Here is a 22,150-nt window from a genome sequence, read left to right as displayed (position 1 = left end):
GGGGGGGGGGGGGGGGGGGGGGGGGGGGGGGGGGGGGCGCCCCCCCCCCGCGCAGATCACCAGCGGTAGTGGGCGAAGGCCTTGTTGGACTCGGCCATCTTGTGCGTGTCCTCGCGCTTCTTCACAGCGGCACCCAGGCCGTTGGAGGCGTCGAGGATCTCGTTCATCAGGCGCTCGGACATCGTCTTCTCGCGACGGTCCGAGGCGTAGCCGACGAGCCAGCGCAGCGCGAGCGTGGTGCCGCGCGTGCCCTTGACCTCGATCGGGACCTGGTACGTGGCGCCACCGACGCGGCGCGACTTGACCTCGATGGCCGGCTTCACGTTGTCCATGGCGCGCTTGAGCGTCACCACGGGGTCGGTGCCGGTCTTCTCGCGGCACCCCTCGAGCGCGCCGTAGACGATGCGCTGGGCGACCTGCTTCTTGCCGTCCTGGAGGACCTTGGAGACGAGCTGGGTGACCAGCTGCGACCCGTAGACCGGGTCGACGTCGAGCGGCCGCTTCGGTGCGGGACCCTTGCGCGGCATGTCAGCTCTTCTCCTTCTTCGCGCCGTACCGGCTGCGAGCCTGCTTGCGGTTCTTCACGCCCTGCGTGTCGAGCGAGCCGCGGATGATCTTGTAGCGGACACCGGGAAGGTCCTTCACCCGGCCACCGCGCACGAGCACGATGGAGTGCTCCTGGAGGTTGTGGCCGACGCCCGGGATGTAGGCCGTGACCTCGACGCCGCTGGACAGGCGCACGCGGGCGACCTTGCGCAGGGCGGAGTTCGGCTTCTTCGGGGTGGTCGTGTAGACGCGGGTGCAGACACCGCGTCGCTGGGGCGAACCCTTGAGGGCAGGCGTCTTGTTCTTGGACACCTTGTCCTGGCGGCCCTTGCGGACCAGCTGGTTGATCGTGGGCACCGAGTGGTTCCCCTTCTGTTTCTCTCTCAGTACGCCGCACTCTGCAGCGCACGATGTTCAAGCGGAGTCTCGACGGAGGTGCTCCGCCGTGTCCGGGTGGTGCTTGCCTTCCGGCGTTGCTCGCCCCCGAGGTCGGGCGTGTCGCCCTGGTCAGGAGCCGCCTGCGTGCGGCGGCCTCTGGCTTGTCGGCCCGGAGCAGCGACGGTCCTGATCCGCCGACCTACTTCCGAGCACGCGCAACGGCCTGGTTGTCCCAGACACGAGGAACGAGGCTACCGGGCGCCCGGAGGCCGGTCAAAACGCGCCGACCCCCCAGGAACGCGACGCTGGCGAGCAGGGTGCCGAGCACCGTCAGCACGCCTCCCACGACCAGGGTCCAGCGGGCACCGAACGTCTCGCCCACCCAACCGATGAAGGGCGCGCCCAGCGGGGTGCCGCCGATGAAGATCATCATGTAGAGCGCCATCACCCGGCCCCGCATCTCGGGGGCCGTGGACAGCTGCAGGTGCGCGTTGGCGCTGGTGATCATGGTCAGCGCCGAGAGACCCAGCAGCGGGCACAGCAGCGCGAAGACGACGTACGACGGCGCGAGCCCGGCCACCACCTCGATCGCACCGAAGGCCAGCGCCGCCCCGACCACGAGCCGGTGGCGCACCCGGACCCGCCGGGCGGCCACCAGTGACCCGGTCAGGGAGCCGACCGCCAGGAAGGTGCCGAGCAGGCCGTACTCGGTGGGGCCCTTGTCGAAGACCTCGGTGGCCATCAGGGCGCTGGTCATCTGGAAGTTCAGGCCGAAGGTCCCCGCGGAGAAGACGATGCCCAGCAGCAGGAGCAGGTCGGGGCGCCCGCGGACGTAGGCGACGCCCTCGCGCACCTGGCCGGGGCGGCGCACCGAGGGCTCGGGGGTGCGCAGCAACGAGGCGTCGAGCGCCCGCAGGGTCAGCACCGGGGCGGCGTAGCTCAGCCCGTTGAGCAGGATCACCCAGCCGGTGCCGCCCACTCCCCCGCCGAAGCCGGCGATCAGCAGCCCGGCCAGCGCCGGGCCGACCAGCCGGGCGGTGTTGAAGCTGGCGGAGTTCAGGCCGACCGCGTTGGCCAGGTCGTCGGGGCCCACGATCTCGGAGACGAACGACTGGCGGGCCGGGGCGTCGAAGGCCGAGGCCACCCCCAGCACCAGGGCCAGCACGTAGACGTGCCAGATCTGGGCGGTGCCGGTGACGGCGAGCAGGCCCAGCACCAGGGCCGGGACGGCCATCCCGATGTTCGTCAGCTGCAGCAGGCGTCGCTTGGGGATGCGGTCGGCCACCAGCCCGGCCCACGGCGAGAGCAGCAGGAAGGGCAGGAACTGCAGGCCCGTGGTGATGCCGATGGCGGCCCCCGAGCCGGTCAGCAGCAGCACCAGCCAGTCCTGGGCCACCCGCTGCATCCAGGTGCCGGTGTTCGACACCAGGGAGCCGGCGGCGTAGCGCCGGTAGTTCGGGTGGGACAGGGAACGGAAGGTGGGGCTCAACCAGGCTCTCTCACGGGGTCAGCGGCCGTCGGGTCATGGCGCCGGGTGAACACCACGGCACCCGCGGATGTTCCGCGGGCGACGTGGGAGGAGAGCGTCGTCAGGTGAGCAGGTCGGTGATCGGGCCGATCGCGAAGTAGACCAGGAACAGCGCCGAGACCAGCCACAGCAGCGGGTGCACCTGACGGGCCTTGCCCACGACCAGCTTGATCAGCACGTAGGCCAGGAACCCGGCCCCGATGCCGACCGAGATGGAGTAGGTGAAGGGCATCAGCACGATGGTCAGGAAGGCCGGCAGCGCGATCTCGACGTCGGACCAGGTGATCTCGGTGACCTGCTGCATCATCAGGAAGCCCACGAGCACGAGCGCCGGCACGGCCGCCTCGGACGGGATCGCCGAGACGACCGGGGTGAAGAACATCGTGAGCAGGAAGAGCAGGCCGGTCACCACGGAGGCGAGCCCGGTGCGCGCCCCCTCGCCGACGCCCGAGGCGGACTCGATGTAGGAGGTGTTGGACGAGACGCCACCCGCGCCACCGGCGATGGCGGCCACCGAGTCGACGACCAGGATCCGCTGCATCCGCGGCGGGGTGCCCTCCTCGTCGTTGAGTCCCGCCTCGGCGCCGATGGCGGTCATCGTGCCCATGGTGTCGAAGAAGTCGGCCAGCATCAGCGAGAAGACCAGCAGCAGCGCGGCCACGACACCGATCGAGGTGAACGCGCCGAACAGCGAGAACTGCCCCAGGGTGCCGAAGTCGGGCAGGTCGACGAAGCCGTCGAAGCGCGGCACGGTCAGCGACCAGCCGCCCGGGTTGTCGTTGCGCGCACCCAGCTCGAGCACCGCCTCGAGGACGAGCGCCACGACGGTGGTGGCCAGGATCGCGATCAGGATCGCGCCGCGCACCCGGCGTACCCACAGGGCCACCAGCAGCACCAGGCCGCCCGCGAAGACCAGGACCGGCCAGCCCGAGAGGGTGCCGGTGGTGCCCAGCTGCACGGGCACCGAGGTGCCCGCGGCGTCGGGGATGCGGCTGACGAAGCCGGCGTCGACGAAGCCGATGAGGGCGATGAACAGGCCGATGCCGACCGAGATCGCGACCTTGAGCTGGGTGGGCACGGCGTGGAAGACCGCGGTGCGGAAGCCGGTGAGCACCAGCACCAGGATCGCGATGCCCTCGAGCACCACCAGGCCCATCGCGTCGGCCCAGGTCGACTGGGTGGCCACCGAGAAGGCGACGAAGGCGTTGAGGCCCAGCCCGGCCGCCAGGGCCAGCGGGAAGTTGGCCAGCGAGCCCATCAGGATCGTCAGCACTCCAGCCACCAGCGCGGTGCCCGCAGCGATCGCCGGCAGGTTCGACCCGTCGCCCGGGCCGCCGCCCAGGTAGTTGCCCTCCGAGTCGGCGACGAACCCGAGGATCAGCGGGTTCAGCACGACGATGTAGGCCATCGTCAGGAAGGTCACGACACCGCCGCGCACCTCCCGTCCGAGGGTCGAGCCGCGCTCGGAGATCTTGAAGAAGCCGTCGATACCGGACCTGGCCGGCGCCGTGGGGGTGCTCACGGGCGCCAAGCATCCCAGCAGCCGCCCTGCCGCCGCCACGCGGGTCGGGACCGGGTGGTCGCGGCCACTAGAGTCGCGGCGTGGACCTGCGCGACGACCAGCCCGGCAAGCACGAGATCGGCAACCGGACCTTCCTCGTGGCCGACGTCGAGCCCCTCGACGTCGACGGGGTGCGCACGGTCGAGGTCGGCACCGCGCTGTGGCTGGTCGGGTTCGTGGCGCTGCTGCCGTTCTACGGCGAGCTGCAGGCGCAGGACCGCACCTGGTGGGTGTGGACCTGCCTGACCGGCTTCGGGCTGGGGCTGCTCGGGCTGGAGTACTGCCGGCGCCGGCGCGCCACCCGCCGCGAGCTCGACGAGCCGTCGGCATGAGCACCCACGCGGACCCGCCGCCCAGCCGCTGGGCGCGCTCGGGACCCCAGGCCACCGAGGGCTTCGGCCGACGCTTCGCCGAGCTCGTGGCCACCGGCCAGGACGTCGACGGGGAGGCCCGGCTCGCCGACGCGCTGCTGCCGCGCGGGGCCCGGGTGCTCGACGTGGGGGCCGGGATGGGCCGCGTCAGCGCAGCCCTGCAGGCGCGTGGGCACCGGGTCACGGCCGTCGAGCCCGACGGCGCGCTGGTCGCCCAGTGCCGAGCGACGTACCCGACCGTCGACGTGGTGCAGGCCGACCTGCTCGAGCTCGACGACGCCCGGGTGGGCCGCGTCCTCGGAGACCGGGCGCACCAGGTCGACCTGGTGGTCTGCGTCGGCAACGTGGTCGTCTTCCTCGCCGAGGGCACCGAACGGCAGGCGCTGGCCACGATGCGGGCCCGGCTGGCGCCCGGTGGGCGGCTCCTGGTCGGCTACCACCTCGTCGGCGGGCCCGAGCACGCCCGCAGCTACCCGCCCGAGGAGTTCGTGCAGGACGCCGCCGCGGCCGGGCTGCGCGTGCAGCACCGCTTCGGCTCCTACGAGCTGGCAGCGCCCTCGGACGAGTACGCCGTGTGGGTGCTCACCGCCGACGCCTGAGCGTCGGCGCCGGGGCTGGCTAGCGCCGCCGCCCCTCGAGCGGGTCCAGCGCGAGGGTGTCGAAGACGTGCTCGGGCAGCGGCTGCGGCTCGTGCTTCTTGGCCAGGCGCACCTCGGAGTGGGCTCCGCAGCCGTGGCCGAAGGCCACCACGCGACCGTCGTCGTTGGCGTTGCCGTTGGCGCAGACCCCGAAGGCCTCGGAGAGCGGCCCGGCCAGGCGCACCAGGAACCCGCACGACCAGCAGCTGTCGGGGGCCTGCTTGGCCAGGGTGGACTCGGGGCCCTGCTCGCCGTCGTACCACCGCTGGGCGGCGAGGTCACGGCCCTCCGGCGACAGCGTGCGCACGCGCCCCAGGCCGAGGTCCTGGGCGACCTGGCGGACCTGGGCCTTGTCGTCGGTGTCGAGCGGGTCGTCGCCGAAGAAGTAGGTCGGCACCAGGCGCGGGTCGTCCTCGTCGACCGGGAGCAGGTCGCCGGGGCCCATGTCGCCGGGCTGCATCCGCTCGCGGTAGGGCACCCACGGGGGCGCGACGATCGCCTCGTCGCCGGGGATCAGCACGACCTCGTCGATGGTGACGTGCTTCTGGCGCGGGGCGCGGGCCACGGTCACCGACCAGCGCCACCCGACGTACCCGGCTCGGGTGCAGGCGAACTGGTGGGTGACGACGCGCTCGGCCTCGACGACGTGGCCGAGGTGCTCGCCGACGTCGGCAGCACCCACGTCGGAGACGAGGGCCTCGCGCGCCACCTCGACGGCAGCGACGGCGACGGCATCGGGCTTGACCCGGGCGATGGTGCTCACGGCCCGACATCATGCCTGCTGGCCCCACCTCCCGGCGAGGGCGCCCCCTCCCCCGCGGCTCGCGGCGTGCTGGCGCACGCGCCGTCGGGGCCACCAGGCAGGATGTGCCCATGCCGTCGCAGCGCCCCGACCACGACCCCGCCGGGGCCCCGGCGGGGTCCTCCGGCGAGCGCGCCCGCGCGGTCGGCCGGGGCCTGGGCTCCGGCGCCAGGGTGACGGCTCGCGGCGCCGCGAGCGCGGCACGCGGCGCCACCCGGGCCACCACGCGGGCCAGCCGGTACGTGGGGCGCCAGGCCCAGCGGGCCGCCAACGCCGAGGGCGCCGAGCAGTCGGGCCTCAACCGGCTCTTCTACCTGCACTTCTTCAACACCGCCGGCGACGCGGCGGTCGCGATCTCGTTGGCCGGCAGCCTGTTCTTCACCGTCCCCTCGGGCGAGGCCCGCGGCCAGGTGGCGCTCTTCCTGGGCCTGACGATGCTGCCCTTCGCCATCGTGGCCCCGCTGGTCGGGCCGTTCCTCGACCGGTTCAGCCACGGGCGCAGGTGGGCCATCGGCTCGACCATGGCGATCCGCGCCTTCCTGTGCTGGGGCCTGGCGGGCGCGGTCACCGGCGACTCGCCGTGGCTCTTCGCCGCCGCGCTGGGCGTGCTGGTCTCCTCCAAGGCCTACGGCGTGACCAGGGCCGCCGCGGTGCCCCGCCTGCTGCCGCGGGGGGTGTCGCTGGTCAAGGCCAACGGCCGGGTCTCGCTCTCGGGCATCCTCGGCGCCACCATCTCGGCGCCGCTGGCGGGGCTGGCCTCGCTCGTCGGCCCGGAGTGGTCGCTGCGCTACGCGTTCGTGCTCTTCGTGGTGGCCACCGTCTTCGCCATCAAGCTGCCCGAGCGCGTGGACTCCTCGGTCGGCGAGGAGGTGCTGGTGCTGATGGCGCCCGGCGACTCGGTGCGCGTCGACGCACCGGCGCCGGGGCGCCGGGGGTCCGCCCCGACCGGCGCCCGTCCCCGCACCCGCATCCCGACCTCGGTCGCCTTCGCGCTGCGCGCCAACTGCGGGCCCCGGTGGCTCAGCGGGTTCCTGCTGATGTTCATGGCCTTCCTGCTGCGCGAGAACCCTCCCGAGAGCGGCCTGCGCGCCGAGGTGCTCATCGGGCTCGTGGTCGCCGCGGCCGGGCTCGGCAACGCCGGTGGCGTGGCGGTGGCCTCGCTGCTGCGCAACCTGCACCCCGGCACCACCGTCGTGCTGGTGCTGGCCCTCGACGCCGCCGCGGCGCTGCTGGCCACGGTGTTCTACGGCGTGCTGCCCCTGGTCGCGCTCGGCCTGTGCGCCGGGCTGGCCCAGTCGCTGGCCAAGTTCTGCCTCGACGCGACCATCCAGAGCGACGTGCCCACCAAGGTCCAGGCCAGCGCCTTCGCCCGCAGCGACACCACGCTGCAGCTCGCGTGGGTGGTGGGCGGCTTCGTCGGCATCGCCCTGCCCCTCGACCCCCCGCGCCTCGGGCTGGGCGTGGCCTTCGCCGTGCTCGCGGCCTGGATGTTCTTCGTGCTCGCCGGTCGCAGTCGCCGCTACCCCGGCGAGGTGCCCGTCACCGGCTGAGCGCCGACGCCGTACCGGCTCGGGGGGTCCCCCGGCCGGCGGGAGATTCATCGGGCACCCGACGGAACTGGCGCTACCTCCATGAAGGTTCAGTCGGGCAGCGCGAGGTTCATCGGGTACCCGATGAATCTCGCGGCCGGCCTAGCGCTCGAGCTCGTCGGCGAGGGCCCGCAGCAGCTTGGCGACGGGGGCGGCGGTGCGCGCGTCGGGGTGCCGGCCGTGGCGGTAGGTCTCGCTGACGCCGTCGAGCAGGCGGATCAGGTCCTCGACGATGGGGGCCATGTCGTCGGGACGCTTGCGGCGCGCGGCCTGCTGGTTGCGGCTGACCGAGGCGGGCTGGTCGAGCACCCGCACCTGCAGCGCCTGGTCACCGCGCCGGCCCTGGGCGATGCCGAACTCGACGCGGGTGCCGGCCTTGAGGGTCGTGGTGCCCTCGGGCAGCGCCTCGGCGCGCACGTGCACGTCGGGGCCGTCCTCCTGCGACAGGAAGCCGAAGCCCTTGTCGGCGTCGTACCACTTCACCTTGCCTCTGGGCACAGCAGCGTCCTCGGTCTCTGGTCGTCGTCGGGTCTGCAGCCCGGCGAGAGCGCCGGACGGCAAAGGATAGGCAGGCGCGGGCGCGGCACACCAACCGGTTCAGCGCTGCAGCAGGTCGGGGGCCAGGGTCGCGACGCCGACGACCAGCCCGGCGAGGTTGGCCAGCAGCATCAGCACCACCCACAGCACCGAGGGCAGCCGGGTCAGCCGGGCCAGCTGGTCCGGGTCGGAGCCCCGTCGCCCCCGCGCGCCGCGCCCCCACAGCTCCAGCAGCGGCCGGGGCGCGGCGAGCAGCAGCAGCCAGGCCACCAGCAGGGCCAGCACCGACTGCGCCAGCGGCGGCGCCCACCAGGTCACCGCGACCACGCCGGCGCCCGCGACGACGAGCACCACCACGCCGTACACGTTGCGCACCCACACCAGCAGCGCGACCAGCAGCGCCACCAGCAGCCACAGCAGCGCGAGGCCGCGCCCGTCGGCGAGCAGCAGGGCCGCGCCGAGCCCGACGGCGGCGGGCGCGAGGTAGCCGGCGGCCAGCATCGCCACCATCCCCGGCCCGCGCGGCCGCCCGCGCGACAGGGTGACCCCCGAGGTGTCGGAGTGCAGCCGGATGCCCTGCAGGCGCCGCCCGACCAGCACCGCGACCACGGCGTGGCCCGCCTCGTGGACCACCGTGACGCCCAGGCGCACCAGCGGCCAGGTGGTGGGCCACCAGACCAGCGCGAGCGCCACGGCTCCCGACAGCAGCACCAGCGAGGCGTCGGGCAGCGGCTGGCGCGAGGTCACCTCGTCCCAGAGGCGCTCGGCCACCTCGCCCGGGCTCACCGCCACCGCTCGGGCTCGGCGAGCAGCTCGTTCATCGACCCGGAGCGGAAGCCGCGGCGCGAGAGCTCGGCGCTCGCGAAGCCGGTACGCCGCACGGCGGCGCACAGCTCCTCGACCAGGCCGCGCCCCTCGGCCAGCGGCCCGCCGAGCAGCGCGGCGTCGACCTCGATGCTGGCGCGTGCGGCGTCGGACGCCCCACCCAGGTCGCGCACCCGCAGGTCGCGCACCCCCACGCCGGCGCCGGCCAGCACCTCGCGCACCGCGCTCTCGGCGCGCTCGACGCGGGCCAGCCGGTGCGGGGTGACCTCGATGCCGTAGGCGACGCGGGAGGACAGGCAGGCCGCGGCCGGCTTGTCCCAGGTCGGCAGGGCCCAGCGCCGGGAGACCTCACGCACCTGTGCCTTGGTCAGGCCCGCGTCGGCGAGCGGCGTCAGCGCCCCCCGCTCGGCGGCCGCGCGGATGCCGGGCCGGAAGCCGGCGACCACGTCGTCGGCGTTGGTGCCCGTGGCCACGTGCGCCAGCCCGTGCTCGGCCGCCAGCGGCACCAGGGTGTCGAGGAGCTCGGCCTTGCAGAAGAAGCAGCGGTCGCCCTGGTTGGCGCGGTAGCCGGGGCGCTCCATCTCGTGGGTCCGCGGGGTCAGCACCCGCACCCCCAGCGACCGGGCGAGCTCGCGGGCGGGGTCGCGCTCGGCCTGCGGCAACGAGTCGGAGTAGCCGGTGGCGGCCGCGACCCGGTCGGCGCCGAGCACCCGCACGGCCGCAGCGAGCAGCAGGGCCGAGTCGGCGCCGCCGCTGTAGGCGACGAGCAGCGAGCCGCGGGCGCGCAGGTCGGCCTCGAGGGCGGCGGTGCGCCGGTCGAGCAGGTGCTCGTCGAGCCAGGGCGCGAACTGCGCGAGGTCGTCGAGCACGACGTGGGTGCCGGCGGCCCGCAGCTCCTCACGGGTCGCCCCGCCGCTGAGCACCGACACGCTCGTCGCGCCGGCGGCCAGGGCCCCCTCGACGTCGTGCACGTGGTCGCCGACGTAGACCGAGACGCCCTCGCGGCGCAGCACCTCGGCCTTGCCGACGCCCCACACCCGGCCCTCGACGAGGTCGACGTCGAGGCCCAGGTGCTCCACGTGCAGCCGGGCGTTGGGGGTGTGCTTGCCGGTGACCACCACGACGCGGCCCGCGTGGGCGCGCACGGCGGCCAGCGCCTCGGCGGCGCCGGGCAGGGCGAGGGCCCCGGCGACGGCCCGCTCGGGGTAGAGCTCCCGGAACCGGTCGACCGCGGGCCCGACCGCCTCACGGGCCAGGTGCGGCTCGAGCATCAGGTCGAGCGGCGGCCCCAGCCGCCGGGTCATCTCCTCGACCGGCAGCGTGACGCCCAGCTCGACGGCCAGCGTCTCCAGCACCGCGGCGATGCCGGGCCGCGAGTCGATGAGCGTCATGTCCAAGTCGAAGCCCACCGCCAGGCCGGGGGCCGACGGGGCCGTGGAGGGGCTCGGGGCAGGCACGGCCCCGAGGGTAGACGAAGCGCCTGGGAGCCCTCGTCGTCCACAACCCCGGCGTTCGGCTGTCGTCGGACCGCCTCGTCGGTCACAATGGGCAGCTCGGCCCGAGCACCGGTCCCCGGACCGGCCGCCGACCCAGCCTGCACCCAGCCCGCACCCAGCCCGCACCCAGCCATGAACCAGCCAGGAGCACCCGTGCCCGAGCCCCGCACCCGCCCCGCGCACCACGGCGTACGCCGCGTGCTCGCGGCCGGCTGCGCGCTGGCGGCCGGCGCGGCGGGGCTCCTCGCGGCGGCCTCCCCCGGCCAGGCCGTGCCCGGGGCCGACGGCCCCGGCGGGCGCGGCGCCGAGCTCTACCTGGTGACCCTCGAGGGTCCCGGCACGGCGGGCACGTCCTCCGAGCTCGACCGCGGGCTGCAGAAGCTGCGGATGCGCACCCGCCAGGAGCGGGTGCTGGAGTCGGTGGAGGCGCCCGAGCCGGTCTACCGCTGGACCACCGCCCTCAACGGGGTCGCCGTCGAGCTCAGCACCGACCAGGCCACCCGGCTCTCGGCCACGCCGGGCGTCGCGATGGTCGAGCCCAGCAGCGTCCGGCCGCTGGCGGCCTCCGCCGCCGACCCGGGTGCCGACACCGCGGGGCTGAGCCCGTCGGCCCGGACCCGCGGCGGCCAGGGCGTGGTGATCGGCTTCGTCGACACCGGCCTCGACCCCGACGGCCCGGTCTTCTCCTCGGCGCCCGGGCTCGGCCCGGCGCCCACCGGCTTCGGGGGCGTCTGCGCCGACGCCGACGACTGGGGCCCGGCCACCTGCAACGGCAAGGTCGTGGCCGGAGACTGGTTCGTCGAGGGCTTCGGCGCCGACCGGGTCAAGGCCTCCTCGTCGCTCTCCCCGCGCGACGACGACGGGCACGGCACCGCCATGGCCTCGATCGCCGCCGGCAACGCCGAGGTGGCCGTGCGCGTGGGGGACGAGGACCTCGGCCGCTACGCAGGTGTCGCCCCGCAGTCACGCATCGCCGTCTACAAGGCCTGCTGGAGCGCCCCCGACCCCTCCGACGACGGCTGTGCCACCGCCGACCTGGTCTCCGCCATCGACCGTGCCACCGACGACGGCGTCGACGTGCTCAACCTGTCGGTCGGCGGACCGCCCCGGCTCGACACCGTCGAGGTCGCGCTGCTGGGGGCCGCCGAGGCCGGCACAGTCGTGGTCGCCGCGGCCGGAGACCGCTCCGACGGCACCGCCGCGCACCCCTCCCCCTGGGTCACCACGGTGGGCGCCAGCACCGGCACCACCCACGAGGGGCGGGTGCGCTTGGGCTCCGACGGTCCCCGCGTCGACGGCGCGATGCTCGCCGACGAGGGGGTCGGCCCGGCCCGGCTCGTGCGTGGCGCCGACGTGGCCGCCCCCGCCGCCACCCGGGAGCAGGCCTCCCTGTGCACGCCCGGCAGCCTGGACGCCGCCGAGGTGGGCGGGCGCATCGTGCTGTGCGAGCGCGGCGGGGTGGGCCGCACCGACAAGTCCGCTGCCGTGCAGCGCGCCGACGGGGTCGGCATGATCCTGCTCAACAGCGGTCCCGACTCCGTGGACGCCGACTTCCACAGCGTGGCCACCGTGCACCTGGGCGCCACCGACGCCGGCGTCGTACGCCGCTGGGCGCGCGAGCACCCGGGCGCCAAGGTGCGGCTGGTGCCGCGCGGCGCCCGCGCACGCGATCTCGAGGTGCTGGGCTTCTCGGCCACCGGCGACCCGGCCGGGCCGGTGCTCAAGCCCGACCTCGTCGCCCCCGGCTCCGGGCTGGTGGGCGCGGCCCCGACGCGCGCGGTCGGACGGCGCTGGGACACCCAGACCGGCACCTCACCGGCCACGGCGTGGACCAGCGGCACCGCCGCCCGGCTCCTGGCGCGCCGAGGGTGGAGCTCGGCGTGGGTGCGCTCCGCGCTGGTCGGCACCGCCGACGCCGTGCCGGGCACCCCGGCCCTGGCGGCCGGGTCGGGCCGGGTGCGTGGAGTCCGGGCGCTGCGCCCCGGGCTGGTCCACGACCTGGCGGTCGAGGACTACCGCACCTGGCTGGAGGGTGCGCTGCCCTCCGGCCGCCCCCTGAACCTGCCCTCGGTGCTGCTGAGCGGCGCTCGGTCGACGACCACCCGCACCGTGACCAACACCAGCAGCAGGGCGCGCTACTTCTCCTCCTCCACGGCCGGCTTCGAGGCGCACGACGTCAGCGTGAGCCCCGCTGCGCTGCGCCTGGCCCCGGGCGAGTCGGCGACCTACACGGTGCGGGTCGCCGGAGGCACCCGCACCAGCGACGACGGCGTGGTGCTGTGGCGCGGCGGCGACGGCACCCGCACCCGCGTGCCGGTGCAGCTCAGCCGCTGACGCGCTGGGCGGCCGCGGCGCGCGCCTGGGCCAGCTCGACCAGCGTCCGCAGCGCCTGCGGGGCGTGGGCCACGACCATCGGACCGACGTCGTCGGCCCCCGGGCCCTCGACGGTGGTCTCGACGGTGATCTCCGCGCCCTGGCCGGTCGCCTCGACCCGGTGGTCGATGCGGATGCACAGCTCGCCGACGACCAGCTCGTCGCAGTAGCGCGCGTCGGGACTCACCTCGACGAGGGTGAAGGGCGCGCGCACCCCGCCGGACAGGCTCATGGTGCCGGTGGTGCCGAGGCGGAACGGCCCGTCGAGCACCACCCGTTCGACGCTCGGGTCCCACTGGGGCCAGGTCGAGGTGTCGGACCACAGCGCCCAGACGTGCTCCGGCGAGGCGGAGGTCGAGGCGGTCTCGGTGTGCGCGAAGGCCATGACGGTGGAACCTAGGCCAGATTTTGCAATCCCGCCAGGTAGTCGTGCGCGACCGGCTCCTCCCAGCCGTGCGCCTCGCCCAGCCCGCGGGCCATCGTGGCGAGGTAGGCCGCGGAGGGACGCGAGCGCTCGGCGGTCGCCGCGGTGTGCGGCGCGGTGAAGGTCAGCATCGGCGCACCGTCGTGGCGGCCCACGTCGACGACGGTCTCGTAGCCACCGGGGCCGACCTCGTGGCGGCCGTCGGGCAACGGGGCGAGCACCAGCTGCTCGAGCGGGTCGTCGGCGCGCGGGTCGCGGTGCATCTCCTGGGCGGCGATGTCGGCGAACTGGCCCGCGCTGACCAGGTAGCCGCGGGCGGCGGTGCGCCCGGGGGTCGCGTGGTCGTAGAACGCCACCGCCCCACCCCACTGCGCGGAGCGTCCCGCGAAGTAGGTGGTGCCGGGCAGGTCGACGGGGATGCTGCGCAGCGGCGGGGTGCGGTCGCGGGCCCCGGGGTGGGCGCGGGTGCCGCCGGGCGGACAGCCGCCCTCGACGTAGCAGGTGAGGCGGTCGAGACTGAGGTTGGAGCCGTAGGCGACGTACCAGACGTGGGTCATCAGGCCCTCCACCGTAGCGAGGACGCCGCGCTCAGCGGGCGCGGCCCACGCGCAGCGAGCGGTCGCCCAGGCGCACCACGTCGCCGTCGAGGAGGGTCACCGGCTTGCCCGCGGCCAGCTCGCGGGCCACCCCCGAGCGCACCACCACCGAGCCGTTGGTGGAGCCGCGGTCCATCACCACCAGGGCGCCGTCGGGTGCGACCTGGAGCTGGGCGTGGGTCTTGGAGACCGACATGTCCTGCGAGCGCAGCGGCACCAGGCGGCGCACCTGCTCGCCGGCGCGGGCCACGGGGCCGCGACCCAGCAGGACCAGGCCCTCGACCGCGACCTGCTCCCCGGAGTCCAGCTCGACGACCCATCCGCCCGCCGGGGCGGGTGCCGGACCGGGTGCCGGGCCAGCCGTCGGGCCGGCTGTCGGGCTGTCGGTGGGCACGGCCCGGCGACGCGCTCCGGGCGGGCGGGGCGCGCTCGACGCTGCCGCGGGCTGCGCCGGGGCGGGCGAGACGGTGCCGGTGCCGGTGCCGGTGCCCGGAGTGGTGGGGGCCGGCTGCGGCGTCGGCATCAGGCGCATCGCGGTGAGGTTGACGATGGACCGGGGCCGGACCTCCTCGACCTCCTCGCTGACGGGCACCGGACGCAGGTCGACCACGACGCTGCCGGCGAGGTGGTCGTGCCAACCGCGGCGCCGACGGTCCCGGTCGGCGGCGCTGGTCCAGGCGAGGGTCGCGGCGCCGAGGAGCAGCGTCGGCACTCCGGCCAGGCCCACGACCAGGCCGCGCAGCAGTGCCGGCGCGACCCCGACCGGACCGCCGGTGCGCTCGGAGACGACCCGCAGGCCCAGCAGCGCCTTGCCGGGGCTCAGGCCGCGCAGGCCCAGCAGCACCGCGAGAGCGACCTGGAGCGCCAGCACCCAGCCCAGCACCAGGGCCACCACCACCAGCGGGTCGTCGAGCAGCCACCCGGCCAGCCCGCCGACGGCGGCGTACGACGACCAGGCCAGGCCGCGGTCGACCGCGTGGGCGTAGTAACGGCGCTCGAGGTCGGCGACCGGCAACCGAGGCGGCGCCGGCAGCGGGGGCGCGGGCGGCGGGGGCCCCGGCGGCACGGTGGAGGCTGGCACGGCGCTCAGGGCCGGACGACCTGGATGCTGACCCCGTCACCGAGGTCGAGGATCGCGCCGGGGATCAGCTGCACCGCGATGCCGGGCTGCAGCGGCTCGGGCGGCAGCCCGGGCTGCACCAGCACGGTGCCGTTGGTCGAGCCGAGGTCGGTGACCACGGCGCTGCCGTGGTCGGCGCCCGAGCCCGGTCGGACCTCGAGGTGGGTGGAGGAGATCTCCTGCTGGGGGCTGGGCACCGTGACGAGGCGAGGCTGCTCGGTCGAGGTGAAGCGGCGGGCCTCGGGGGCGCGGCCGACCAGCACCACGCGGTCGACCTCGACCTCCTCGCCGTGGGAGACCACCAGCCGGGCCACGGGGCTGGCGGTGACGCTGGGCGGCTGCGGCTGGCCCGGGATGCCCGGCCGGTGCCGCCAGAGGTCCTCGCCCCACTCACCGCCCTTGGTCATCCCGTCGTGGTCGGACTCCCCGGGACCCCAGGCCTCGGGGGCCGCCGAAGCCTCGCCGGCGGGGCCCGCCTCGACGGGAGCCGCCGGCGGGGTCGGGGTCGTCTGCTCCGGCTCCGGCTCTGGGTCGAGCTCGGGGTCGGGGTCGGGGTGCGGCTCCGGCTGCAGCTGCGGCTCCGGATCGGGGTCCGCGTCGGGCTCCCCGTGGAGCACGCAGGAGGCCCGCACGAGGCCGCCGGCGACGCGCAGCCCCGGCTCGTCGGAGGCGCCGGCGTGGGCACCGGGGCCGCCGTGGCCGCCGGGGCCGCCGGGGAGGTCGAGCCGCCAGGACCCGACGTCGCGCACCAGCACCTCGCTCCAGGTCGAGGCGCCCTCGCCGCTGCCCCGGGCCTCGCCGTCCTGCGCCTGGGCCGACCACCGTGCGGCGCCGCGCAGCAGCACCCGGGTGGTGGCGTCGTCGTGCTCGCTGACCAGGGCGAGCCCGGCCAGGGTGCTCAGCCCGCTCCCGAGCAGGGCGTCGAGCAGCTCGTCGGCGCCGGCGCCGGCGTCGAGCAGCGACCACGCCCGCGCAGCGCGCTCCGGCTCCGAGGCCGGCAGGGCCACGACCACGCGCGGGCCCAGGACGACGTACCAGTCACCGGGCAGGTAGGCCCGGGGCGGGACCGCGGCGGCGTCGGGGGAGGTCACGGCAGGGCTCCCAGCTTCTGCTCCAGGCTCAGTCGCTGCTGCTCGGAGTCGTAGGGATGGTCGTGGGCCAACCCAACCACATCGACGACCACGACGGTGGCGTTGTCACGGCCCCCGGCGGCCAGGGCCGCGGCCACCACGGCATCGGCGGCGTCGCGCGGGTCGGCGGTCGCGGCGAGGATGCCGGCCAGCTCGTCGTCCTCGATCATCCCGCTCACGCCGTCGCTGCAGAGCACGAGCCGCTCGACCGCCGGCAGCGGGAGCAGGAAGTAGTCGGCCTCGGAGCTCTCGGTGCTGCCGAGCGCCCGGGTGATCACGTGGCGCTCGGGGTGGTGGGCGGCCGCGTCGGCGGTGATGGCACCGGCGTCGACGAGCTCCTGCACCACGGAGTGGTCGACACTGACCTGGTCGAGGCGCCCACCGTCGAAGCGGTAGGCACGCGAGTCGCCGAGGTTGGCCAGCAGCCACTGGGGCTGGCCGTCGTCCTCGACGAGCAGCCCGACCACAGCGGTGGTGCCCGCCGAGAAGGCGCTCTGCCCGGCGGCGCGCTGCTCGGCGCCGTACGCCTCGATGCGGCGTCGGCACTCCTCGAGGGTCGCGGCCACCACCTCGGCGCCGCGCCGCGGGTCGTAGCCGGCGTCGGCGAGGCGGGCGAACTCCTCGACGACGATCGCGCTGGCCACGTCCCCGCCGTCGTGGCCGCCCATCCCGTCGGCGACGACGAAGACCGGCGGGGCGACCAGGAAGGCGTCCTCGTTGACCTCGCGCACCAGCCCGACGTCGGTGGCGGCCCCGTGGTGCAGCTCGACGCGCATCAGCCGGCCACCGTCTCGACCACGGCGTCGCGTGCCGTCTCCTGGGCCGGTGCCGCTAGCGTGGGAGGGATGTCTGCCGAGGGGTTCCGCACGCTCGCCGACCAGCTGCGCAGCTGGCCGGACGCGCGCCTGTCCCGCTTGCTGCTGGCCCGTCCCGATCTCGCCACTCCGGCCCCTCACGACTCCGGCCAGCTGGCGTCTCGTGCCGCCACCCGGTCCTCGCTGCTGCGTGCGCTCGACCAGCTGACCCGGCTCGAGCTCTGCGTCCTAGATGCCCTCGTCGTCGCGGGCCAAACCACCCGCGCCGAACTCGTCTCGATCGTGCACGCCGACCCCGCCGCCACCACGGCCGCGCTCGAGCACCTCACCGACCTCGCGCTCGTGTGGGACTCCCCCACCGGGCCACGCGCGCTCAGCGGGGTCGCCGAGGGCCTGGCCGGCGGACCGGGCGCGGGGGTCAGCGGCCTGCGCAGCCGCTCGCCCGAGCCGATGGCGGCCGAGGTGGTGGTCCAGCGGCTCGACGAGCTCTCGGCCCCGGCGCGCACCCTGCTCGAGCACGTCCTCGACCACGGCGGCGAGGCCACGACCGGCACCTCGCGCCACACCGTCACCCCCGCCGAGGCCGCCACGCCCGCCGAGGAGCTGCTGGCCCGGCGGCTGCTGGTGCCCCGCGGCGGCGGGTCGGTGGTGCTGCCCGGCGAGGTCGGGCTGGTGCTGCGCGGCGGGCGCACCACCACCGACCGCGTCGACGACGTGCCCGCCCTGCCCACGGTCGAGCGGTCCGCGGCCATGGTCGACAAGGTCGCCGCCGGCGCCGCCTTCGAGGCCGTACGCCGCGTGGAGCTGCTGCTCGACCACTGGGGCACCCACCCGCCGGCCGCGCTGCGCAGCGGCGGGCTGGCCGTGCGCGACCTGCGCGCCGCGTCGGTGCTGCTGCACGTCGACGAGACCACGACGGCCCTGCTGGTCGAGACCGCGTCGGCCGCCGGCCTGCTGGCCACCGGCCACGCAGCCGAGGGCGAGGCCGCGTGGCTGCCGACCGACGAGCTCGACCGGTGGAGCACCCGCTCGCCCGCCGAGCGCTGGTGGGTGCTGGCCCGTGCCTGGTGGGACAGCAACCGGCTGCCCGGGCTGGTGGGCACCCGCGACCCCGCCGGCAAGACGTGGAACGCCCTGGCGCCCGAGCTCTCCGGCGTCCACCAGGTCGAGACCCGGCAGCTGACCCTGCGCGAGCTGGCCGCCCTGCCTCCCGGGCAGGTGCTGGCCTCCGGCACCGGCCTGCCCGCGCTCGTGGCCCGGGTCGCCTGGCTGCGCCCGCGCCGGCCCCGCACCCGCGCCGACCAGGTCGCGTGGGCCGTCGGCGAGGCCGAGGCGCTCGGGGTCGGCGGCCTGGGCGGGCTGGCGTCGTACGCCCGGGCGCTGGCGGGCGGCGACGAGACCGCCGCCGGTGTCGCGGCCCTCGACGCGCTGGTGCCGGCGCCGGTCGACCACGTGCTGCTGCAGGCCGACCTCACCGCCGTGGCGCCGGGGCCGTTGGAGTCGACGCTCGCCAAGCGGCTGCAGCTGCTGGCCGACGTCGAGTCGCGCGGCGGCGCGACGGTCTACCGCTTCACCTCCTCGTCGGTGCGCCGCGCGCTCGACACCGGGTGGTCGGCCGTCGAGGTGCACGACTTCATCTCCTCGGTCTCGCGCACCCCGGTGCCCCAGCCGCTCACCTACCTCGTCGACGACACCGCCCGCACCTTCGGCTCGATCCGCGTCGGGCACGCCGAGGCGTTCCTGCGCGCCGACGACGAGGCCGCGCTCAGCGAGGTGCTGCACCACCCCCGGGCCGCCTCCCTCGGCCTGCGCCGCATCGCGCCCACCGTGCTGGTCTCCACCACCCCGCTCGACGTGCTGCTGCCGCGGCTGCGCGAGCTCGGCGCCGCGCCCGTGGTCGAGGGGCCCGACGGCACCGTGCGCGTCGCCCGCCCCGACCAGCTGCGCGCGCGCACGCCCCGCGACCGCCGCCCCGAGGGGCTGCGGGCCGCCCGCGGCAGCGCGACCGTCTCGGCCGTGGTCACCGCCGTGCGCGCCGGCGACCGGGCCGCCTCGAGCCGACCGGCCGGAGCCGGCCAGGCGCTGAGCCCCTCCGGCTCGCTGGCGGCGCTGCGCGAGGCCGTCGAGACCGGCGCCAGCGTGCTGATCGGCTACGTCGACAACCACGGCACCCGCTCCGAGCGGGTCGTCGACCCGCGCAGCGTCGAGGGCGGCACCCTCACCGCGCACGACCACCGCGCCGACGACCTGCGCTCCTTCGCGGTGCACCGGATCACCTCGGTCGCCCCCGTCGCGCCCTGAGCGACCCTCGGCGGGCTCGGCCCGCACGCCCCGCCCGGGGCGCCCGTAGGCTTGCCCGGTGACAGACGGCCCTCTCATCGTCCAGTCGGACAAGACCCTCCTGCTCGAGATCGACCACGAGCGCGCACAGGACTGCCGCAAGGCGATCGCGCCGTTCGCCGAGCTGGAGCGCTCCCCCGAGCACATCCACACCTACCGCCTGACCCCGCTGGGGCTGTGGAACGCGCGCGCCGCGGGCCACGACGCCGAGCAGGTCGTCGACACGCTCCTGGAGTTCAGCCGCTACGCCGTGCCGCACTCGCTGCTGGTCGACGTCGCCGAGACGATGGCGCGCTACGGCCGCCTGCGCCTCGAGAAGCACCCGACCCACGGGCTCACCCTGGCCACCACCGACCGACCGGTGCTCGAGGAGGTGCTGCGCGCCAAGAAGGTGCAGGGCATGCTCGGCGAGCGCGTCGACCCCGACACCGTCGTGGTGCACGCCTCCGAGCGCGGCAACCTCAAGCAGGCGCTGCTCAAGATCGGCTGGCCCGCCGAGGACTACGCGGGCTACGTCGACGGCGAGGCGCACCCCATCGACCTCGACGAGAGCGACTGGACGCTGCGCGACTACCAGCGCGAGGCCGCCGAGTCGTTCTGGCACGGCGGCTCGGGTGTCGTGGTGCTGCCCTGCGGCGCCGGCAAGACCCTCGTGGGGGCCTCGGCCATGGCGCACGCCAAGGCCACCACGCTGATCCTGGTCACCAACACCGTCTCGGCGCGGCAGTGGAAGGACGAGCTGGTGCGGCGCACCTCGCTGACCGCCGACGAGATCGGGGAGTACAGCGGCGCGGTCAAGGAGGTGCGTCCGGTGACCATCGCGACGTACCAGGTGCTGACGATGAAGCGGAAGGGCGTCTACCCCCACCTCGAGCTGCTCGACGCCCGCGACTGGGGCCTGATCGTCTACGACGAGGTGCACCTGCTGCCCGCGCCGATCTTCCGGATGACCGCCGACCTGCAGGCCCGGCGCCGGATCGGGCTGACCGCCACCCTGGTGCGCGAGGACGGCCGCGAGGGCGACGTGTTCTCGCTGATCGGGCCCAAGCGCTACGACGCGCCCTGGAAGGACATCGAGTCGCAGGGCTGGATCGCACCGGCCGACTGCGTCGAGGTGCGCGTCACGCTGCCCGACGACGAGCGCCTGGCCTACGCGACCTCCGAGCCCGAGGAGCGCTACCGCATCGCCTCCTGCACCCACCGCAAGACCGAGGTGGTGCGCGACCTCGTCGAACGCCACTCCGACCAGCCGACCCTGGTCATCGGGCAGTACCTCGAGCAGCTCGACGAGCTCGCCGCCGCCCTCGACGCCCCCGTCATCAAGGGCGAGACCAGCGTCAAGGAGCGCCAGCGGCTCTTCGACGCCTTCCGCTCCGGCGAGGAGCGGCTGCTGGTCGTCTCGAAGGTCGCCAACTTCTCCATCGACCTGCCCGACGCCGAGGTGGCCATCCAGGTCTCCGGGTCGTTCGGCTCGCGCCAGGAGGAGGCCCAGCGGCTCGGGCGCCTGCTGCGCCCGGGCCACGACGGCAAGGTGGCCCGGTTCTACACGGTCGTCTCGCGCGACACCGTCGACGCCGAGTTCGCCCAGAACCGCCAGCGCTTCCTGGCCGAGCAGGGCTACGCCTACCGCATCGTCGACGCCGAGGACATCCCCGACCTGGCGACCTGACCGCCACCCGACGCTCGCCCGGACGGCCGGTGGGCCCGCCTGCTGTCCACGCCAGCACCGCGAGTCGGTCGTACGCCGCCGAGGTCTCTAGGGTGGAGGCCGTGAAGGCGCTGCTGCTGGAGAACATCCACCCCCTGGCCGTCGAGATCCTCGAGGGCCGCGGATTCGAGGTCGAGCTGCTCACGCGCTCGCTGAGCGAGGACGAGCTGGTCGAGGCCCTGCCCGGCGTGAGCCTGCTCGGCATCCGCTCCAACACCAACGTGACCGCCCGCGTGCTCGACTCCGCGCCCGACCTGCTCGCGGTGGGGTGCTTCTGCATCGGCACCAACCAGGTCGACCTGGCCGGCGCCGCCGAACGCGGGGTCGCGGTCTTCAACGCACCGTTCTCCAACACCCGCAGCGTCGTCGAGCTGGTCATCGGCGAGATCATCGTGCTGGCGCGCCGGCTGGCGGAGAAGACCGAGAAGATGCACGCCGGCGTCTGGGACAAGTCGGCGCAGGGCAGCCACGAGATCCGCGGGCGCACCCTGGGCATCGTCGGCTACGGCAACATCGGCACCCAGCTGTCGAACCTCGCCGAGGCGATGGGCCTGCGGGTCATCTTCTTCGACACCGCCGACCGGCTCGCCCACGGCAACGCCCAGCGGATGAAGACCCTCGACGAGCTCCTCGAGCGCGCCGACGTGGTCTCGCTGCACGTCGACGGCCGCCCCGGCAACGCCGGGCTCTTCGGCGCCGAGCAGTTCGCGAAGATGAAGCCGCGCTCGCTGTTCATCAACGCCGCCCGCGGCATGGTGGTCGACACCGAGTCGCTGCGCGAGCACATCCTCTCGGGCCACATCGCCGGCGCCGCCATGGACGTCTTCCCGATCGAGCCCAAGGCCCAGGGCGACGTCTTCGAGTCGCCGCTGCGGGGGCTCGACAACGTGATCCTCACCCCGCACGTGGGCGGCTCCACCCAGGAGGCGCAGGAGGAGATCGGCTACTTCGTGGCCAACAAGCTCGCCGGCTTCGCGCTCGAGGGCCGCACCGAGCTCTCGGTGGACCTCCCGACCGTGAGCGCCCCGGCGCTGCAGACCGGTCACCGGCTGGGCTACCTGCACGACAACGTGCCCGGGGTGCTGGCGGCGGTCAACCAGCTCATCGCCGAGGCCGGCGCCAACGTCGTGGGCCAGTACCTGGCCACCACCGGCGAGCTCGGCTACGTGGTCACCGACTCCACCGAGGCGATCCCGGCGCAGGTGGTCGAGGCGCTGGCCGCCAACGAGCACTGCCGCTGGGTCCGCACCTGGGACGTCTGAGCGGCTCGGCGGTCGATCCGGGCCGGGTCGGTCGATCCGGGCCGGGTCGGGGCGAAGTCTGGGCCGGGTCGGGGCGAAGTCCGGGCCGGGTCGGCGTGCCCTGGAGGGTGA

At 75.2% G+C, this 22,150-nt stretch carries 20 protein-coding genes; 7 read left to right on the top strand and 13 right to left on the bottom strand.

The annotated features are described in order from the left end of the window. Nucleotides 1-56: 56 nt before the first annotated feature. The 4 genes from rpsG to ABKW28_RS08250 all read right to left on the bottom strand — a co-directional run bounded on the left by rpsG (nucleotide 57) and on the right by ABKW28_RS08250 (nucleotide 3,974). On the bottom strand, nucleotides 57-527 hold the full coding sequence (rpsG, locus tag ABKW28_RS08265; protein ID WP_193668503.1) for a 30S ribosomal protein S7: 471 nt from the start codon (nucleotides 525-527) through the stop codon (nucleotides 57-59). Between the two features lies 1 nt (nucleotide 528). Next, nucleotides 529-903, bottom strand: coding sequence for a 30S ribosomal protein S12 (gene rpsL / locus ABKW28_RS08260; protein ID WP_179517431.1), 375 nt, complete (start codon nucleotides 901-903; stop codon nucleotides 529-531). A 220-nt stretch (nucleotides 904-1,123) separates the two neighbouring features. After that, nucleotides 1,124-2,413, bottom strand: a complete 1,290-nt coding sequence (locus tag ABKW28_RS08255; protein ID WP_348608128.1) for an MFS transporter — start codon at nucleotides 2,411-2,413, stop codon at nucleotides 1,124-1,126. A gap of 100 nt (nucleotides 2,414-2,513) precedes the next feature. Then, on the bottom strand, nucleotides 2,514-3,974 hold the full coding sequence (locus ABKW28_RS08250; protein ID WP_307823027.1) for an NCS2 family permease: 1,461 nt from the start codon (nucleotides 3,972-3,974) through the stop codon (nucleotides 2,514-2,516). A gap of 80 nt (nucleotides 3,975-4,054) precedes the next feature. On the opposite strand from ABKW28_RS08250, the gene ABKW28_RS08245 reads away from it, so the two are divergent. Together ABKW28_RS08245 and ABKW28_RS08240 are read left to right on the top strand one after the other, a co-directional pair. Next, nucleotides 4,055-4,345: a DUF2530 domain-containing protein gene (locus ABKW28_RS08245; RefSeq protein WP_307823026.1), complete on the top strand. Its 291-nt coding sequence runs from the start codon at nucleotides 4,055-4,057 to the stop codon at nucleotides 4,343-4,345. Then, nucleotides 4,342-4,983 carry a methyltransferase domain-containing protein gene (locus tag ABKW28_RS08240; RefSeq protein WP_348608122.1) on the top strand — a complete coding sequence of 214 codons (642 nt, stop codon included), beginning with the start codon at nucleotides 4,342-4,344 and terminating at the stop codon, nucleotides 4,981-4,983. Before ABKW28_RS08245 ends, ABKW28_RS08240 begins: the two co-directional genes overlap by 4 nt. Before the next feature lie 19 nt (nucleotides 4,984-5,002). Here ABKW28_RS08240 and ABKW28_RS08235 read toward each other — a convergent pair whose 3' ends face one another. After that, on the bottom strand, nucleotides 5,003-5,785 hold the full coding sequence (locus tag ABKW28_RS08235) for a DUF3027 domain-containing protein (protein ID WP_193668507.1): 783 nt from the start codon (nucleotides 5,783-5,785) through the stop codon (nucleotides 5,003-5,005). Nucleotides 5,786-5,895: 110 nt separating this feature from the next. Here ABKW28_RS08235 and ABKW28_RS08230 point away from each other — a divergent pair, with 110 nt between their 5' ends. After that, nucleotides 5,896-7,374 (top strand): MFS transporter, encoded by a 1,479-nt coding sequence (locus tag ABKW28_RS08230; protein WP_348608117.1) that lies wholly within the window; start codon nucleotides 5,896-5,898, stop codon nucleotides 7,372-7,374. A gap of 141 nt (nucleotides 7,375-7,515) precedes the next feature. On the opposite strand, the gene ABKW28_RS08225 is transcribed toward ABKW28_RS08230, so the two are convergent. The 3 genes from ABKW28_RS08225 to ABKW28_RS08215 all read right to left on the bottom strand — a co-directional run bounded on the left by ABKW28_RS08225 (nucleotide 7,516) and on the right by ABKW28_RS08215 (nucleotide 10,232). Next, the gene (locus ABKW28_RS08225) at nucleotides 7,516-7,911 is read right to left on the bottom strand and encodes a cold-shock protein (protein WP_193668509.1); all 396 of its coding nucleotides are present in this window, start codon (nucleotides 7,909-7,911) and stop codon (nucleotides 7,516-7,518) included. Nucleotides 7,912-8,010: 99 nt separating this feature from the next. Then, nucleotides 8,011-8,736 (bottom strand): M50 family metallopeptidase, encoded by a 726-nt coding sequence (locus ABKW28_RS08220; RefSeq protein ID WP_348608114.1) that lies wholly within the window; start codon nucleotides 8,734-8,736, stop codon nucleotides 8,011-8,013. After that, on the bottom strand, nucleotides 8,733-10,232 hold the full coding sequence (locus tag ABKW28_RS08215) for a haloacid dehalogenase-like hydrolase (protein ID WP_348608111.1): 1,500 nt from the start codon (nucleotides 10,230-10,232) through the stop codon (nucleotides 8,733-8,735). Before ABKW28_RS08215 ends, ABKW28_RS08220 begins: the two co-directional genes overlap by 4 nt. 192 nt (nucleotides 10,233-10,424) lie before the next feature. Between ABKW28_RS08215 and ABKW28_RS08210 the strand changes: the two genes are divergently transcribed. Next, nucleotides 10,425-12,605 carry a S8 family serine peptidase gene (locus ABKW28_RS08210; protein WP_348608108.1) on the top strand — a complete coding sequence of 727 codons (2,181 nt, stop codon included), beginning with the start codon at nucleotides 10,425-10,427 and terminating at the stop codon, nucleotides 12,603-12,605. On the opposite strand, the gene ABKW28_RS08205 is transcribed toward ABKW28_RS08210, so the two are convergent. Genes ABKW28_RS08205 through ABKW28_RS08185 form a run of 5 tightly spaced genes read right to left on the bottom strand, consistent with a single transcriptional unit; the run spans nucleotide 12,595 to nucleotide 16,690 of the window. Next, nucleotides 12,595-13,029 carry an SRPBCC family protein gene (locus ABKW28_RS08205; RefSeq protein WP_193668511.1) on the bottom strand — a complete coding sequence of 145 codons (435 nt, stop codon included), beginning with the start codon at nucleotides 13,027-13,029 and terminating at the stop codon, nucleotides 12,595-12,597. The two genes, ABKW28_RS08210 and ABKW28_RS08205, sit on opposite strands and share 11 nt — an antisense overlap. An 11-nt stretch (nucleotides 13,030-13,040) precedes the next feature. After that, complete coding sequence (locus tag ABKW28_RS08200; protein WP_348608106.1) at nucleotides 13,041-13,625, bottom strand: histone deacetylase; 585 nt, start codon at nucleotides 13,623-13,625, stop codon at nucleotides 13,041-13,043. A 31-nt stretch (nucleotides 13,626-13,656) separates the two neighbouring features. After that, the gene (locus ABKW28_RS08195) at nucleotides 13,657-14,745 is read right to left on the bottom strand and encodes an RDD family protein (protein WP_348608103.1); all 1,089 of its coding nucleotides are present in this window, start codon (nucleotides 14,743-14,745) and stop codon (nucleotides 13,657-13,659) included. Nucleotides 14,746-14,750: 5 nt separating this feature from the next. Next, a complete protein-coding gene (locus ABKW28_RS08190) occupies nucleotides 14,751-15,875 on the bottom strand; it encodes an FHA domain-containing protein (protein WP_348608100.1) in 1,125 nt (374 codons plus the stop codon). Next, complete coding sequence (locus ABKW28_RS08185; RefSeq protein ID WP_348608097.1) at nucleotides 15,872-16,690, bottom strand: protein phosphatase 2C domain-containing protein; 819 nt, start codon at nucleotides 16,688-16,690, stop codon at nucleotides 15,872-15,874. The genes ABKW28_RS08190 and ABKW28_RS08185 overlap by 4 nt, the downstream gene beginning before the upstream one ends. A gap of 69 nt (nucleotides 16,691-16,759) precedes the next feature. Here ABKW28_RS08185 and ABKW28_RS08180 point away from each other — a divergent pair, with 69 nt between their 5' ends. The 3 genes from ABKW28_RS08180 (at nucleotide 16,760) to serA (ending at nucleotide 22,039) form a co-directional block, all read left to right on the top strand. After that, nucleotides 16,760-19,030, top strand: coding sequence for a helicase-associated domain-containing protein (locus ABKW28_RS08180; RefSeq protein WP_348608094.1), 2,271 nt, complete (start codon nucleotides 16,760-16,762; stop codon nucleotides 19,028-19,030). 58 nt (nucleotides 19,031-19,088) lie between these two features. After that, nucleotides 19,089-20,738 carry a DNA repair helicase XPB gene (locus tag ABKW28_RS08175; protein WP_348608091.1) on the top strand — a complete coding sequence of 550 codons (1,650 nt, stop codon included), beginning with the start codon at nucleotides 19,089-19,091 and terminating at the stop codon, nucleotides 20,736-20,738. Nucleotides 20,739-20,839: 101 nt separating this feature from the next. Continuing rightward, the gene (gene serA / locus ABKW28_RS08170) at nucleotides 20,840-22,039 is read left to right on the top strand and encodes a phosphoglycerate dehydrogenase (RefSeq protein ID WP_193668517.1); all 1,200 of its coding nucleotides are present in this window, start codon (nucleotides 20,840-20,842) and stop codon (nucleotides 22,037-22,039) included. Nucleotides 22,040-22,150 lie beyond the last annotated feature (111 nt).

The sequence above is a fragment of the Nocardioides sp. 31GB23 genome (genome assembly GCF_040012395.1).
GTDB lineage: Bacteria > Actinomycetota > Actinomycetes > Propionibacteriales > Nocardioidaceae > Nocardioides > Nocardioides salarius.
Note: the sequence above shows the minus strand (reverse complement) of the source record. Positions and strands in the feature narration are given on the sequence as shown.

Bases quoted from the DNA above. Each gene is read 5' to 3' on its own strand.
- ABKW28_RS08230 (WP_348608117.1), top strand. From the start codon at position 5,896: ATGCCGTCGCAGCGCCCCGACCACGACCCCGCCGGGGCCCCGGCGGGG.
- ABKW28_RS08185 (WP_348608097.1), bottom strand. From the start codon at position 16,690: ATGCGCGTCGAGCTGCACCACGGGGCCGCCACCGACGTCGGGCTGGTG.
- ABKW28_RS08200 (WP_348608106.1), bottom strand. From the start codon at position 13,625: ATGACCCACGTCTGGTACGTCGCCTACGGCTCCAACCTCAGTCTCGAC.
- ABKW28_RS08205 (WP_193668511.1), bottom strand. From the start codon at position 13,029: ATGGCCTTCGCGCACACCGAGACCGCCTCGACCTCCGCCTCGCCGGAG.
- ABKW28_RS08240 (WP_348608122.1), top strand. From the start codon at position 4,342: ATGAGCACCCACGCGGACCCGCCGCCCAGCCGCTGGGCGCGCTCGGGA.
- ABKW28_RS08180 (WP_348608094.1), top strand. From the start codon at position 16,760: ATGTCTGCCGAGGGGTTCCGCACGCTCGCCGACCAGCTGCGCAGCTGG.
- rpsG (WP_193668503.1), bottom strand. From the start codon at position 527: ATGCCGCGCAAGGGTCCCGCACCGAAGCGGCCGCTCGACGTCGACCCG.